General features: G+C 61.3%; 13 protein-coding genes and 2 tRNA genes. 2 read left to right on the top strand and 13 right to left on the bottom strand.

From position 1 onward, the window contains the following. Positions 1 to 14 precede the first annotated feature (14 nt). The 6 genes from rplI to rnr all read right to left on the bottom strand — a co-directional run bounded on the left by rplI (position 15) and on the right by rnr (position 5,754). Entirely contained in the window at positions 15 to 461 is a 447-nt protein-coding gene (rplI, locus tag KI241_RS02705; protein ID WP_003186385.1) for a 50S ribosomal protein L9, read from the bottom strand. An 18-nt stretch (positions 462 to 479) separates the two neighbouring features. Continuing rightward, positions 480 to 1,370, bottom strand: a complete 891-nt coding sequence (locus tag KI241_RS02700) for a hypothetical protein (RefSeq protein ID WP_042729523.1) — start codon at positions 1,368 to 1,370, stop codon at positions 480 to 482. Between the two features lie 37 nt (positions 1,371 to 1,407). Then, positions 1,408 to 1,638, bottom strand: coding sequence for a 30S ribosomal protein S18 (gene rpsR, locus KI241_RS02695; protein ID WP_002551829.1), 231 nt, complete (start codon positions 1,636 to 1,638; stop codon positions 1,408 to 1,410). Between the two features lie 28 nt (positions 1,639 to 1,666). Further along, positions 1,667 to 2,095, bottom strand: a complete 429-nt coding sequence (rpsF, locus tag KI241_RS02690; protein WP_003186395.1) for a 30S ribosomal protein S6 — start codon at positions 2,093 to 2,095, stop codon at positions 1,667 to 1,669. A gap of 291 nt (positions 2,096 to 2,386) precedes the next feature. After that, entirely contained in the window at positions 2,387 to 3,148 is a 762-nt protein-coding gene (rlmB, locus tag KI241_RS02685) for a 23S rRNA (guanosine(2251)-2'-O)-methyltransferase RlmB (protein ID WP_042729522.1), read from the bottom strand. Next, complete coding sequence (rnr, locus tag KI241_RS02680; protein WP_212803326.1) at positions 3,145 to 5,754, bottom strand: ribonuclease R; 2,610 nt, start codon at positions 5,752 to 5,754, stop codon at positions 3,145 to 3,147. The genes rlmB and rnr overlap by 4 nt, the downstream gene beginning before the upstream one ends. A gap of 227 nt (positions 5,755 to 5,981) precedes the next feature. On the opposite strand from rnr, the gene KI241_RS02675 reads away from it, so the two are divergent. Together KI241_RS02675 and KI241_RS02670 are read left to right on the top strand one after the other, a co-directional pair. After that, positions 5,982 to 6,068, top strand: a tRNA-Leu gene (locus KI241_RS02675). 177 nt (positions 6,069 to 6,245) lie between these two features. After that, a tRNA-Leu gene (locus KI241_RS02670) sits at positions 6,246 to 6,332 on the top strand. A 194-nt stretch (positions 6,333 to 6,526) separates the two neighbouring features. On the opposite strand, the gene KI241_RS02665 is transcribed toward KI241_RS02670, so the two are convergent. From KI241_RS02665 to hfq, 7 genes are all read right to left on the bottom strand, one after another. Continuing rightward, entirely contained in the window at positions 6,527 to 8,461 is a 1,935-nt protein-coding gene (locus tag KI241_RS02665; RefSeq protein ID WP_042729520.1) for a methyl-accepting chemotaxis protein, read from the bottom strand. 149 nt (positions 8,462 to 8,610) lie between these two features. After that, positions 8,611 to 9,903 (bottom strand): adenylosuccinate synthase, encoded by a 1,293-nt coding sequence (locus tag KI241_RS02660; protein WP_042729519.1) that lies wholly within the window; start codon positions 9,901 to 9,903, stop codon positions 8,611 to 8,613. A 54-nt stretch (positions 9,904 to 9,957) separates the two neighbouring features. Continuing rightward, on the bottom strand, positions 9,958 to 11,145 hold the full coding sequence (locus KI241_RS02655) for an ATP phosphoribosyltransferase regulatory subunit (RefSeq protein ID WP_042729518.1): 1,188 nt from the start codon (positions 11,143 to 11,145) through the stop codon (positions 9,958 to 9,960). 401 nt (positions 11,146 to 11,546) lie between these two features. Beyond that, complete coding sequence (gene hflC / locus KI241_RS02650; protein ID WP_042729517.1) at positions 11,547 to 12,416, bottom strand: protease modulator HflC; 870 nt, start codon at positions 12,414 to 12,416, stop codon at positions 11,547 to 11,549. Beyond that, the gene (hflK, locus tag KI241_RS02645; RefSeq protein ID WP_042729516.1) at positions 12,416 to 13,594 is read right to left on the bottom strand and encodes an FtsH protease activity modulator HflK; all 1,179 of its coding nucleotides are present in this window, start codon (positions 13,592 to 13,594) and stop codon (positions 12,416 to 12,418) included. Before hflK ends, hflC begins: the two co-directional genes overlap by 1 nt. An 85-nt stretch (positions 13,595 to 13,679) precedes the next feature. Then, positions 13,680 to 14,981, bottom strand: coding sequence for a ribosome rescue GTPase HflX (hflX, locus tag KI241_RS02640; protein ID WP_042729515.1), 1,302 nt, complete (start codon positions 14,979 to 14,981; stop codon positions 13,680 to 13,682). A gap of 12 nt (positions 14,982 to 14,993) precedes the next feature. Further along, a complete protein-coding gene (gene hfq, locus KI241_RS02635; RefSeq protein ID WP_003186419.1) occupies positions 14,994 to 15,254 on the bottom strand; it encodes an RNA chaperone Hfq in 261 nt (86 codons plus the stop codon). Positions 15,255 to 15,333 lie beyond the last annotated feature (79 nt).

The following is a 15,333-nucleotide window of genomic DNA, read 5'->3' as shown; positions in this document are numbered from 1 at the left end:
CCGAGAGGTACTGCTTAAGCTGCTACCACGACAACGCGTACGGTGGCTTCAACTTCAGCGTGCAGGTGCACGGCGACGTCGAATTCACCCACGTTGCGGATGGTGCCGTTCGGCAGACGAACTTCGCTTTTCGCGACTTCAACGCCGGAGGCGGTCAGTGCGTCAGCGATGTCGTGAGTACCGATCGAACCGAACAGCTTGCCTTCGTCGCCAGCGGTGGCAGTGATGGTCACTTCCAGCTCGGCCAGTTGGGCAGCACGGCTTTCAGCCGATGCCTTACGGTCTGCGGCGGCTTTTTCCAGCTCAGCGCGACGCTCTTCGAACGCAGCCAGGTTGGCAGCGGTCGCAGCGGTGGCTTTGCCGAAAGGCAGCAGGTAGTTACGACCGTAGCCGGCCTTAACGTTTACTTTGTCGCCCAGGTTGCCCAGGTTGGCGATTTTTTCCAGAAGGATCAGTTGCATGTGAAAATCCTCTAACTTTTAACCTTCACCGTTCGCGTTGTCGGCGTCTTTCGACGCCATCCGACCGCGAAAATCAATCAGGCTGTCAACGATGGCCAGGACCACGAGCAACGGACCGAGCAAGTGCATGAAAGGAAACAACGTCACGTACATCCCCACCAGCCAGAAACTGGCCAGTCGTTTCTGCGCCACCAGCCCATGAACCAGAGCCAGACCGGCGAAGATCAGCGGCACACTGCACAACGGCAACAGGATCAGTGCATGCAGCCCGAAGAACGGAGCCACACACATGACGGCCAGCAGTGACAGCGCCACGCTTTTGGGGAATCGGACGGCGCGAAACTCGCGACCGAAACCACCGGGGTTGTACAACGAAGCTTGCCAGTAGCGCCCAAGCATCAGGCACAGCACGCTAAAGATCTGCAACGAAGACGCTATCGAAATGATCATCAGCGGAGCAGTCATGGCGGTGACAAACGCCTTTTGGTCTGCCGAGAATGTCTCGTAGACCCCACCCATCGCCAGCGGCAACACGTCCTTGAACGTCTGCGCCAGCGATTCGATGATGGAACTGAACACAGTCCCCAGGCTCACCGCACACAACAACCCCACGGCCACGCTGCACAGCAGCACGCGGTTCCAGGTATGCCCGGCGCGCAAAATCAACGCCAGGCTGCAAGCCCCGATCAACACCAGGAGCGTTGTCGGGTCCTTCAGGAAATGCCAGCTCACCAACGCCGACAACAACCCGATACCCAGGACGCTCAAGGCGTCCGAACCGCGCCGCAGGAGCACAAGGCATCCGGCGGCGGCACTCAACCAGAACAACAGCGGCAATGCCGCGGATCCGGCCACGACCAGCGTGGCCTGCACACGTCCCCGCATGATGAAGTCAGCTAAGGCGCGCATGCATTCAATCCCTTACTACTCGTCGACGAACCTGGTCTCAGCGGCCGTGGCTGTCGGTGTAGGCCAGCAGGGCCAGGAAGCGGGCGCGCTTGATAGCGGTGGCCAGCTGACGCTGATAACGAGCTTTGGTACCGGTGATACGGCTTGGAACGATTTTGCCGGTCTCGGATACGTAGGCTTTCAGGGTGTTGAGATCTTTGTAGTCGATCTCTTTCACGTCTTCAGCGGTGAAGCGGCAGAATTTACGACGACGGAAGAAACGTGCCATGTGATTGGCTCCTTAAAAGGTCCGTGGATTACTCGTCAGCGTTATCGCTGTTGTCGCTGTCGCTATCGCTGTCATCGCCATCGGCGCTGTCAGAGTGCTCAGGACGGTCGCGACGCTCACGGCGCTCACTGCGGTTTTCTTCAGCCTTGAGCATCTCGGATTGGCCGGTAACGGCTTCTTCGCGACGGATGACCAGGTTACGGATCACTGCATCGTTGTAGCGGAAGTTGTCTTCCAGCTCGGCCAGGGCCTTGCCGGTGCACTCAACGTTCAGCATCACGTAGTGAGCCTTGTGAACATTGTTGATTGCGTAGGCCAGTTGACGACGGCCCCAGTCTTCCAGACGGTGGATTTTGCCGCCGTCTTCTTCGATCAGCTTGGTGTAACGCTCAACCATGCCGCCGACTTGCTCGCTTTGATCCGGGTGGACCAAAAAGATGATTTCGTAATGACGCATGAATGCTCCTTACGGGTTGTAGCCTGCCGCTCAAAAACGGTCAGACAAGGAGTGAATGACACTTATGGACTTGTGGACGCTAGACACATAAGTGCCTGCCATCACAGCAAGGGGCGCAATTGTAGAGAAGGGTCGAGGGCGGCGCAAGGCAATTGGTGATTATTTGAACAACACCGCAAAACCAATGTGGGAGCGGGCTTGCTCGCGAAGCGGTGTCGCTGACACATCACTGTCGACTGTCAGACCGCATTCGCGAGCAAGCCCGCTCCCACATTCAGGCTCGGGTTTGAATCAAGACTTCTTAGCAGCCGCCTTGACGCTACGCTGGCGCAGCGCCTCGAACAGGCAGACCCCGGTGGCGACCGAGACGTTGAGGCTGCTGACGCTACCGGCCATCGGCAATTTCACCAGGTAGTCGCAATGCTCGCGGGTCAGGCGACGCATGCCCTTGCCTTCGGCGCCCATGATGAGGATCGTCGGGCCGGTCAGGTCCTGCTGGTAGAGGTCCTGCTCGGCCTCGCCCGCCGTGCCGACCACCCACAGGCCGCGCTGCTGGAGTTTCTCCAGGGTGCGCGCCAGGTTGGTCACGGCCACCAGAGGAATCACCTCCGCGGCGCCGCAGGCGACTTTTCGGACCGCCGGGGTCAATGTAGCCGACTTGTCCTTGGGCACGATCACCGCCAGCGCGCCGGCGGCATCCGCCGAACGCAGGCAGGCGCCCAGGTTATGCGGGTCGGTCACGCCGTCCAGTACCAGCAACAGTGGCGCGCCTTCGGTGCGATCGAGCAGCTCTTCGAGCATGGCCTCACCCCAGACCTGGCTCGGGCTGACCTCGGCCACGACGCCCTGGTGAACGCCTTCCACCCAGGCGTCCATCTCGCGCCGCTCGGCCTGGCCGACTGCCACGCGGTTTTCGTTGGCCAGCTCGACCAGGGTTTGCACCCGAGGCTCGCTGCGGCTTTCCGCCAGCCAGATCTGCTTGACCCGCTTGGGGTGATGACGCAACAGCGCTTCCACGGCATGCACGCCGTAGATTTTTTCCAACTGACTCATGACTTGGCCTTGGGTTTACGCGCCCCGCCACTCTTGGCCGGGGCCGAGCCCGCTTTTGGCGGGCCTTTACGGTGTTTGCTCGGTTTGCTGGCGGCCTTGTCCGGTGCCGAACGCCCAGCCTTACCCGACGCTCCTTTGCCACCGTTCTTGGCTTCAGCCAGCAACGCCTGCTTCATTTCACGGCTTTTGCGCACTTCGGCGTTTTTCGCCGCCGCATCGCTCGGACGATAGGCCTCGCTGGCTTTTTCCTTGGCCGACCCGCGCCCGGAGCGGGACGATGCCGGCTCGGCGGCCTTGGCAGCAGGCGCGGAGGTTTCGGCACCGCGTTTCTTGCGGCCAATCGGCGCGCTGATGGTCTTTTCCGCCATCTCGAAGTCGATCTTGCGCTCGTCGAGGTCGACGCGCATGACCCGCACTTCAACGGTATCACCCAGGCGGAAGCTGCGACCGGTGCGCTCGCCCGCCAGGCGGTGATGCACGGGGTCGAAGTGATAGTAGTCCGCCGGCAGCGCAGTGACGTGCACCAGGCCCTCGACGTAGATATCGGTCAGCTCGACGAACAGGCCGAAACCGGTCACGGCCGTGATCACGCCCGGGAACGACTCACCGACGCGATCCTTCATGTATTCGCACTTGAGCCAGTTCACCACGTCACGGGTCGCTTCGTCGGCACGACGCTCGCTCATCGAGCATTGTTCGCCGAGCTGCTCGAGGGCGGCTTCGTCGTACGGGTAGATGCGCGCCTTCGGAATCGTCATCGCACCGGCACGCTTGACGTGCGGAGTGTTCATCTTCGAATGGATCACGCTGCGAATGGCCCGGTGCGTGAGCAGGTCGGGGTAACGGCGGATCGGCGACGTGAAGTGGGTGTAGGCTTCGTAATTCAGGCCGAAGTGGCCTTGGTTATCGGCGCTGTACACCGCCTGGCTCAACGAACGCAGCATCACGGTCTGGATCAGATGGAAATCCGGGCGATCCTTGATGCTGGCCAGCAGGGCCTGGTAATCCTTGGGTGTCGGACCTTCCTTGCCTTTGTGCAAGGAAAGGCCGAGCTCGCCGAGGAACGCCCGCAGTTTTTCCAGACGCTCCGGCGGCGGGCCGTCGTGGACCCGGTACAACGCGGGAATCTCGTGCTTCTTCAGGAATTCGGCGGTGGCGACGTTGGCCGCCAGCATGCATTCCTCGATCAGCTTGTGCGCATCGTTGCGAACAGTCGGGCGGATTTCGGCGATCTTGCGCTCGGAACCGAAGATGATCCGGGTTTCCTGGGTTTCAAAATCGATTGCACCGCGCACATGGCGCGCCGCCAGCAGCACCTTGTACAGCGCATAAAGCTGCTTGAGATCGGGCAACACTTCGCTGTACTCACCGCGCAACTTGCGCGACTCGGCCAGTTTCGGCGTCTCCAGCATCGCGCTGACCTTGTTGTAGGTCAGCCGCGCGTGGGAATGGATGACCGCTTCGTAGAAGCAGTAGTCGGTCATTTCGCCGGACTTGGAGATGGTCATCTCGCAAACCATGGCCAGGCGATCGACGTGCGGGTTGAGCGAGCACAGACCGTTGGACAGTTGCTCAGGCAGCATCGGCACCACGCGCTCGGGGAAGTACACCGAGTTGCCGCGCACCTGCGCTTCGGCGTCCAGCGCCGAACCGAGCTTCACGTAGCTGGAAACGTCGGCGATGGCCACGTACAGCTTCCAACCGCCGGAGAATAGGCGCAGCTTGCCGGGCCGGACTTCGCAGTAGACCGCGTCGTCGAAGTCCCGGGCATCCTCACCGTCGATGGTGACAAACGGTAGGTGACGCAGGTCGATGCGTTTTTCCTTGTCCTTCTCTTCGACTTCCGGCTTGAGCTTGGAGGCTTCCTTCATGACCGCATCGGGCCAGACGTGTGGGATGTCGTAGGTGCGCAGGGCGACGTCGATCTCCATGCCCGGGGCCATGTAGTTGCCGACCACTTCCACCACGTCCCCTTGGGGCTGGAAGCGCGGGGTAGGCCAGTGGGTGATCTTCACTTCGACGAACTGACCGACCTTGGCATCGGCATTGCGGCCCGGGGTAACCAGCACTTCCTGCTGAATCTTCGGGTTGTCGGCGACGACGAAACCGATGCCGCCTTCTTCGAAATAACGACCGACGATGCTTTCGTGGGCGCGGGACACCACTTCGACGATCACGCCTTCACGACGACCGCGGCGGTCCAGGCCGGAGACGCGAGCCAGGGCCCGGTCACCGTCGAACACCAGGCGCATCTGCGCCGGGCTCATGAACAGGTCGTCGCTGCCGTCGTCCGGGATCAGGAACCCAAAGCCGTCGCGATGGCCGGCGATGCGGCCCAGAATCAGGTCGAGCTTGTCCACCGGCGCATAAGTGCCGCGGCGGGTGTAGATCAACTGGGCGTCGCGCTCCATGGCGCGCAAGCGGCGGCGCAGGGCTTCGAGCTGGTCCTCGGTGGTCAGCCCGAATTCTTCGACCAATTGCTCGCGGCTGGCGGGCGAACCCCGATCGGCGAGATGCGCCAGGATCAGTTCGCGGCTAGGAATAGGGTTTTCATATTTTTCCGCTTCACGAGCGGCCTCGGGATCGAGGGACTGCCAATCGGCCATTAGAGAATTTTCACCTTGTCTATATGCGGGTTAGTTTGGCATAGGCTTAATGAAACGGGAAATTTCAGGCACCTGAATCCTGTTTCCGACGCCGTTCGACCCTGCGCTGCAGCTTAGGATCGTGCCATTCGTGAAATTTCCAGGTTTTTTTACCAAGGGGGGTTTACAGTTAAAAACACGCTCCGTATAGTGCGCGCCATCGACGACGCACACACGTTGCCGATATTGCCCAGATGGTGAAATTGGTAGACACGCCAGCTTCAGGTGCTGGTGACCGCAAGGTCGTGGAAGTTCGAGTCTTCTTCTGGGCACCAATTTCAAGCTGCAGACCAACAGCCTGCAAGCTTCACTAAAACCCGCGAAAGCGGGTTTTTGCATTTCTGCCCTCCTGAAATTCGCCCTGGCAATTACTAAAACAAAAACAGGGGTTTACAGATCAAAACGCGCTCCGTATAGTGCGCCACATCAACAGCGGCAACGCTGAAGATGCTGCCCAGATGGTGAAATTGGTAGACACGCCAGCTTCAGGTGCTGGTGACCGCAAGGTCGTGGAAGTTCGAGTCTTCTTCTGGGCACCAATTCAAGTTTCAAGGTCATGGCCTTGAACCTCACAGAAACCCGCGAAAGCGGGTTTTTGCGTTTCTGGGCCCTGGAAATATCCGAGTCACTGAAATCGCTATCGCGAGCAAGCTCGCTCCCACAGTGGATCTCTGTTCACTGCGATCCTTGTGGGAGCGAGCTTGCTCGCGATGAGGCCAGCCCAGCCGCGAGATCAGGCCCGGAACTGCCCCAGGCTTGCCTTCAACTGCGCAGCCAGGCTGTCGAGCACCTTGCCGCTGGCGGTGGTCTCCACCACGGCCTGGGCCGCCTTCTCGGCCTGGACATGGATGGTTTCCACGCGCCCGCGCACCGCTTGCGCGCCCTGGGCCTGATGAGCTGCGGCCTGAGTCGCCAGGCCAATGGCCGCATGCACCTGCTCCACAGAGGTTTGCACCGTCTGCTGCAAGCGCGCACTGTCACGCAACACCAACAACCCCTCGCTGGCCTGACGTCCCGCCAGACCAATCGCCGCCACGGCCTCACGAGCACCCTGCTGCAACGCCACGATGTGCGCCTGAATATCACCCGTCGAGCTCTGGGTCTTGCTCGCCAGCGCCCGCACTTCATCCGCCACCACCGCAAACCCGCGCCCGGTCTCGCCGGCCCGGGCCGCTTCGATCGCCGCGTTCAAGGCCAGCAGGTTGGTCTGCTCGGCAATGCCATGGATCACCGTCAGCACCACCTCGATCTGCTCGCTCTGCTGCGCCAGCCGCTCGATCACCTTCGCCCCGGTGTCCACTTGCCCGGCCAGCGCCTCGATCAAACCGCTGACCTTCGCCGAGGTGCGCGTGTTTTCGTCCGTGGCCTGGCGAATCTCCACCACCTGCTGCAAGGCCGCCTGCATCGCCTGGCTTTCCGATTGAGCTTCGTCGGCCATTTGCGACAGCGCCCGCAAGCTCTCGGCCACCTCATCACGCTGCATCCCGGCTGCCGCATCGGCGCCGGAGTTGCGCAAGGTCATCGCACCGATTTCCACGCCGGTACGCTGGGCCACGTCGCCGGCCTCGCGCACGATGGGTTGCAACTTATCCACAAAGCGATTGACCGCCGAGGCCATGTCGCCGATCTCATCCTTGCTGTTGATTTGCACACGCTTGGTCAGGTCGCCCTCGCCCGCCGCCAGGTCATTCATCGCCGCGATCAGCAGCTTGAGGCGATTGACCACCCGACGCCCCAGCACCACGGCCAGCAGCAACAGGACACCAGCGCCCACCAACGCCAGGCCGAGACCGATGCGCCAGCGCAAGGTGCTTGCCGCTTCCTGCACCGTACTGGAAGTGTTGGTCTGCATTTGCGTGGCCGTGGCCTGGGCCGATTGCAACCGACCGCGCATGGCGGTGGCACTGTCGGCCGCCGCGCCCTTCAGGCTATCGCCCACCAACTGGTCACTGCTGGCGATCAACGCCGAAAAGCGCTGGTCCAGCGCCTTCAGGTCGGTTTCGACGGACGCGGTGGAAACCCCCATCAATACCTTGCCGATCTCCACGCCATTGGGGTTGATAGACGCTTCGAGGTAATACACCGAAGGATCGCTCTTCGCCGCATCCAACACCTTGTCCAGCGCCCGCTCGCCCTTGCCCTTCTCCAGCAACGCCTTGTTGATCGGGTTTTCCCGGTTCAAGTAGCGAGTCAGGTGTTCACCGGCAGCGTCGTCGTAAATGACGAACAAAACATTGGGGTTGCGCTGGGCCCGGCGAGCGAATTCGGAAAGGGTCGGCACATCGCTGTCCCACATGGCGCGGGGCGCGACAGAAGCCAGGAGTTGCGCCATATCATTGGCGGAATCGCGCAAGTCTTTCTCCAACGTCCCACGCAGTTGCGCCTGCTCGTCCTTCAGACGCGCGGACAGCCCGGCATTCAACCGTTGGCGAGTGTTGGCGGACAGGCTGTCCAGGCTCGACGTGACCTCACGCCCGGCCTGCTCCAGTTCTGCCGAAAGTTTCTGGCTGTCTACGCCCAACCGTGCGCCGAGATCGGCTTCCAGCGCCGTGACAGTGCTCCGGGTCAGCGCGACGGCCACCAGTACCTGCACCAAAAGGGCGATACCGAGGGTAACGAACACGGGCCGCAGTAAACGGCTTTGTAACAGTGAGAGAACGGCCGACACGTGAAATCCCTCTACCAAACGCCATTAATTTGATGGCACTCATCAAGAGCTGCCTGTAATGGAGTTGCATAGCAAGTGTCATGCCGCCCGGCAGCAGAAACGACAAAGGACCCAAATGAGGGTCCTTTGCTTTTTACATCAACGAGTTATCAGCCGAAAGGATGACGCAGAACGATGGTTTCGTTACGGTCAGGCCCCGTCGAAATAATGTCGATCGGCGCACCGACCAGCTCTTCGACACGCTTGATGTAATTACGGGCCGCCGCTGGCAGCTCTTCCAGGGTCTTGGCGCCTACGGTCGATTCAGCCCAACCCGGCATCTGCTCGTACACTGGCTCCAGGCCGATGTAGCTGTCGGCGTCGGTCGGGGCGTCGATGACAGCGCCGTCCTGGTTCTTGTAGCCCACGCAGATATTGATGGTTTCCAGGCCGTCCAGCACGTCCAGCTTGGTCAGGCACAGGCCCGAGATGCTGTTGACGTCGATGGCGCGACGCAGGATGACCGCATCGAACCAGCCACAACGACGGGCACGACCGGTGGTCGCACCGAATTCATGGCCACGCTTGGCCAGGAAGGCACCGACATCGTCGAACAGTTCGGTCGGGAACGGACCCGAACCGACGCGCGTGGTGTAAGCCTTGGTGATGCCCAGGATGTAGTCCACGTACATCGGACCGAAACCCGAACCAGTGGCGATACCGCCGGCGGTGGTGTTGGAGCTGGTGACGTACGGATAGGTGCCGTGGTCGATGTCCAGCAGCGAACCCTGGGCGCCTTCGAACATGATGTCCTTGCCGGCGCGACGCAGCTCGTGCAGTTCGGCCGTGACGTCGAGCATCATCGGCTTGAGCAGCTCGGCGTACTCCATGCACTCATCCAGGGTCTTCTGGAAGTCGATGGCCGGCTCTTTGTAGTAATTGACCAGGACAAAGTTGTGGTAGTCCAGCAACTCACCCAGCTTGGCGGCGAAACGCTCACGATGGAACAGGTCACCGATACGCAGGCCGCGACGCGCGACCTTGTCTTCGTAGGCCGGGCCGATACCGCGACCGGTGGTGCCGATCTTCAGCTCGCCACGAGCCTTTTCACGGGCCTGGTCCAGTGCAACGTGGTAGGACAGGATCAGCGGGCAGGACGGGCTGATACGCAGGCGCTCACGCACCGGTACGCCTTTCTCTTCCAGCTTGATGATTTCCCGCAGCAGGGCGTCGGGCGCAACCACCACACCGTTGCCGATCAGGCACTGGACGCCTTCGCGCAGCACGCCCGAGGGAATCAGGTGCAGGACGGTCTTCTCACCGTCGATCACCAAGGTGTGACCTGCGTTGTGGCCACCCTGGTAGCGCACTACGGCGGCAGCATGTTCGGTCAGCAGATCAACGATCTTGCCTTTGCCCTCATCACCCCACTGGGTGCCCAGGACTACGACATTCTTACCCATAACACTTGTCCTCATTCGCGCAAACTTGGTGCCGGCCGCGGCCGGCGAGAAAACTCAAGAAGCCAGCGGCAATACTTGCCAAAGCCCATTCTGCTGAATCAATTGCCGGTCGCAGTCCGCTTCACGGGCGGCGGCCACAGGTTGCCCAGGCAAGGCCTGGACGACACGCTGACCCTCGCTGCGCAACTGGCAGACGGCCTGCCAGAGTGCCGCATCCGTACTGTCAGGCATCCAGATACCGCCAGACGGTAGCTCGATCTCAGCACGCCCCAGGGTCACCAGGGTTTTCAAATCGGTAGAGAAGCCGGTCGCCGGACGGGCGCGACCGAAGTCGGCACCGATGTCGTCATAGCGCCCGCCCTGGGCGATGGACTGGCCAACACCCGGCACGAATACGGCAAACACGACACCGGTGTGGTAGTGATAACCGCGCAGCTCACCCAGGTCGAAATACAGCGGCAGGTCAGGGAAACGCACCGACAGACGCTCGGCAATCGCCAGCAGGTCGTCGAGCGCCGCCAACACCGGCGCCGGCGCGTGGGCCAGGCGCTCGCGAGCCGCGGCCAGCACCTCACGACCACCGCACAAGTCCACCAGCGCCCGCAGCATGCCTGACAGATCGGCCGGCAGGCCTTCGGTCAGGCTGATGACTTCGTCGATGGCCTTGCGTTGCAGCGCATCGAACAACTGCTGCTCCACTTCGCCAGACAGGCCGGCCGCACGGGCCAGGCCGCGATAAATACCGACATGCCCCAAGTCCATGTGGACATCCGGCACGTCGGCCAGTTGCAACATGGCCAACATCAGGCTGATGACTTCCACGTCGCTGCTCGGGCTGGCATCGCCATACAACTCGGCACCCAACTGGATCGGGCTGCGCGAGGATGACAAGGCACGTGGCTGGGCGTGCAGCACGCTGCCGGCATAGCACAGGCGGCTGGGGCCTTCGCGGCGCAGGGTGTGGGCATCGATACGCGCCACTTGCGGCGTGATGTCGGCCCGAAAACCCATCTGACGGCCCGATTGAGGGTCGATAACCTTGAAGGTGCGCAGATCCAGGTCCTGGCCCGCGCCGGTCAGCAGGGATTCCAGGTACTCGATATGCGGGGTGACGACAAACTCGTAACCCCAGCTCTGGAACAGATCCAACACCTGCCGACGCGCTACTTCGATACGCGCAGCTTCCGGTGGCAGTACTTCTTCGATGCCATCTGGCAGCAGCCAGCGGTCTACCGTTGCCATTACGCCATTCCCCTATGGTCCGGGCGGCCAGCCTTCGGGCAAGCCTTGAGTGAAGCAGAAAATGCCCCGCCCGCGCGCAAAACACGCGCAAGGGCGACGTGACGAATGGCGCCGTGCCGCTCAGTCAAGGTCAATTGAATCCTGTGGCGAGGGAGCTTGCTCCCTTGCCACAGAACTTTAATCGACGCCTGGAATGAACGGCATTGCAGCCTCGTCCGGCACTTTCCTCGAAAAACCTGTCGAGTCGTTCAACCCGACGCCTGCACTTCAAACCGCAATCGAACGTGCAGACGCAAAAAAGCCGGGAATTTCCCGGCTGCCGCATCATACACACGTTTTCCCAAAGGATCACCCCGCCCGACGCTTTAGCCGCCGGGCGGAGCCCCCAGGTCAACGTCGAATCAAGGCTTGGCCTTCTCCAGGTAGTGGAAGAAGTCGCTGCTTGGGTCCAGGACCATGACGTCGGATTTGTTCGCAAAGCTTTCACGGTAGGCACGCAGGCTACGGTAGAACCCGTAGAACTCCTGGTCCTGGCCGTAGGCCTTGGCGTAGATCGCAGCCGCCTGGGCGTCGCCATCACCGCGAACCTCTTCCGATTCACGATAGGCTTCGGCCAGCAACACGCGACGCTGACGATCGGCGTCGGCACGAATGCCTTCCGCCAGCTCGTTACCCTTGGCGCGGTGCTCACGCGCCTCACGCTCACGCTCGGTGCTCATCCGCTCGAACACGCTGCGGTTGACTTCCTTCGGCAGGTCGATGGCCTTGACCCGGACATCGATCACCTCGATACCCAGCTCCTTTTCCGCCATCGAGTTCAGCGAACGGGTGATGTCGGCCATGAGCGCATCACGCTCACCGGACACCACTTCATGCAGCGTGCGCTTGCCGAACTGGTCACGCAGGCCCGATTCCAAACGACGGGACAGACGTTCGTCGGCGATCTGCTTGAGGCCGGAGGTCGCGGTGTAGAAACGCTCGGCGTCCTTCACGCGCCACTTGGCGTAGGCATCCACCATCACGGCTTTCTTTTCCAGCGTCAGGAAGCGTTGCGTCGGCGCATCCAGCGTCATCAGGCGGGCGTCGAACTTGCGCACCTTGTTGACGTACGGCACTTTCACATGCAGCCCCGGCTGGACATCAGCCTGGACCACGCGACCGAATTGCAGCAACACCGCACGCTCGGTCTGAGCCACGATGTAGAAGCAGTTCCAGGCAGCGATCGCCACGACGACACCGACAATAAGGGCGATCAGCGATTTATTGCTCATCAGCGACTCTCCCTGGTACGTGCTTGCTGTTGCTGCAGGTCCGCCGCCGCGCGGGCATTGGCTTCATTGCTGGCGGCCGACGTGCTGCCGACAGGTGGCGCGGTGACGCTGCTGCGTCCCCCTTCGACCATCTTGTCCAGCGGCAGGTACAGCAGGTTGCTCTGGCCATTCTTGTTGCCGGTCACGAGGACCTTGCTGGTGTTGCTGAAGACTTCCTGCATGGTGTCCAGGTACAGGCGCTGACGGGTCACCTCAGGGGCCTTGCGGTACTCGGCCACCAGCTTGGTGAAACGATCGGCCTCACCCTTGGCGCGGGAAACCACTTCATCGCGGTAACCGTTGGCATCTTCGATGATGCGCTGGGCCTGGCCACGTGCTTCCGGCACGACGCCGTTGGCATAGGTTTCGGCCTGGTTGCGCGAACGCTGCTCGTCTTCACGGGCACGGATCACGTCATCGAAGGCTTCCTGGACTTCACGCGGCGCCGCGGCGCTCTGCACGTTGACCTGGGTCACCGTGATACCGGTGCGATAGGTATCGAGGAACCGTTGCAGGCGCTCCTTGATCTCGCTGGCCATCAGCTCGCGGCCTTCGGTCAGGACCTGGTCCATGGCGGTGGAACCCACCACATGGCGCAGGGCACTTTCGGTCGCGTGCTGCAGGCTGACTTCCGGCTGGTCGACATTCAGTACGAAGTCTTGCAGGTTGGTGATCTTGTACTGCACGGTCAGCGGCACTTCGACGATGTTCTCGTCTTCGGTGAGCATCTGGCCCTGCTTGCTGTACGCACGTTCACGCGTGACGTTTTCCAGGTACTTCTGGTCGATCGGCGGGAAATAGATGTTCAGGCCCGGGCCGACGGTCTCGTAGTACTTGCCGAAGCGCAGCACCACGGCCTGCTCCTGCTCGTCCACGACATAGACCGCACTGTAAAGCCAGACAGCCGCCAACACGACGAGACCGATGCCGAGCAGGCCGAAACCGCCGCTCTTGCCCGGACGGCCGCCGCCATCATCACCACGTTTTTTACCGCCACCGAACAAACCGTTCAGGCTTTCCTGCAGCTTTCGGAAGGCCTCGTCGAGATCCGGCGGCCCCTTGCGGTCGCCGTTGTTACGACGCTTGCCACCCCAAGGATCCTGATTGTTCGAGTTGCCACCCGGCTCATTCCAAGCCATAGCGCTCTCCATCTGATAAAGCAAAGACGCACCCACGGCGCGCCGACCAATGCTACAGAATGCCTGACACCGCTTTCTCAGGCTTTTATTGCAAAGTGTGTTGCTCGATGAATTCCATCGGTTGCAGTCCTTCGCGACTGACCAGACGGTTCAGCTCCGATCGAGGCAGGCGCACCGCCAGCAGGCAGGTGCCTTCGTCGTCGTGTTCTTCTTTCTGCACCGCGCCCAGCTCGAAGAACTGGGCACGCAGCCGGGCGAAACGTTGCGGCAACTTCAGGGTCCCCACGAACAGATCGTCGCCGAGCAGCTCGGCCACGGCCTGCTTGAGCAGGTCCAGGCCGCTGCCGTCGCGGGCCGACAACCAGACCCGTTGCGGCTTGCCGTCGGCATCGCGCTGGATCTGCGGCTCCACGCCCTCGAGCAAATCGAGTTTGTTGTATACCTCGAGGATCGGCAAGTCCTGGGCCCCGATCTCGCCCAGCACCACCATCACCTGCTCGATCTGCAGCATCCGGTCCGGCTCGGCGGCATCGATCACGTGCAGCAGCAGGTCGGAGTTGCTCGACTCTTCGAGCGTAGCCCGGAAAGCCTCGACCAGTTTGTGCGGCAAGTGACGGATGAAGCCCACGGTGTCGGCCAGCACGATCGGCCCGAGGTCGTCCAGGTCGAGCCGGCGCAGGGTCGGGTCGAGCGTGGCGAACAACTGGTCGGCGGCATAGACGTCGGATTGGGTGACGTTGTTGAACAGGGTCGATTTGCCGGCGTTGGTATAACCCACCAGTGAAACCGTCGGGATCTCCGCGCGCTTGCGGCCGCGTCGCGATTGTTCGCGTTGGCTGCGGACCTTTTCCAGGCGCCCCTTGATCTGGCGCAGGCGAACCCGCAACAGGCGCCGGTCGGTTTCCAACTGGGTTTCACCCGGGCCGCGCAGGCCGATACCGCCCTTTTGCCGCTCAAGGTGAGTCCAGCCGCGAACCAGCCGCGTACTCATGTGCTCAAGCTGGGCCAGTTCGACCTGGAGCTTGCCCTCATGGGTGCGGGCGCGTTGGGCGAAGATATCGAGAATCAGACCGGTACGGTCGATCACGCGACACTCGAAGACACGTTCGAGGTTGCGTTCCTGGCTAGGCGTGAGGATGTGATTGAAAATCACCAAATCGACGTGCTCGGCCTTGATCAGGTCGCGCAACTCCTCGACCTTGCCACTGCCGATCAGGAACTTGGCGGTTGGCCGATGACGCGGCACGTTGAAGAACGCGACGGTCTCGGCGCCGGCCGAAAGTGCCAATTCCTGAAACTCCTGCGGATCTTCGCGCGCCTCAGGGTCCTGTCCATCCAGGTGAACGAGAATGGTCCGTTCACCACCACCGTGGCGCTCAAAGAACAAAGGAGGCTCCTATCAGGCGTTACCCGGTTCAGCGTCACCGCCTTCGGATTCGGTTGCGCTAGGCAGACGAATTGGACGAACTGGCACAACGGTGGAGATCGCGTGCTTGTAGACCATCTGGCTGACGGTGTTTTTCAGAAGGATGACGAACTGGTCGAAAGACTCGATCGTGCCTTGCAGTTTGATCCCGTTGACGAGATAGATGGACACCCCAACTTTTTCTTTACGTAAAGTGTTCAAGTAAGGGTCTTGTAGCGAATGCCCTTTTGACATGTGCCGCACTCCTTTAAGGATCAATAATAAAAATCGGAATCAGATGGCTTGGGCCGTCACACCCCCAAGGATAGACGGC

The organism is Pseudomonas sp. Cab53 (assembly GCF_018325965.1).
GTDB classification, from domain to species: Bacteria; Pseudomonadota; Gammaproteobacteria; order Pseudomonadales; family Pseudomonadaceae; genus Aquipseudomonas; species Aquipseudomonas chlororaphis_E.
The sequence above is the reverse complement of the archived record's forward strand: the minus strand, read 5'-3'. Positions and strand labels throughout refer to the sequence as shown.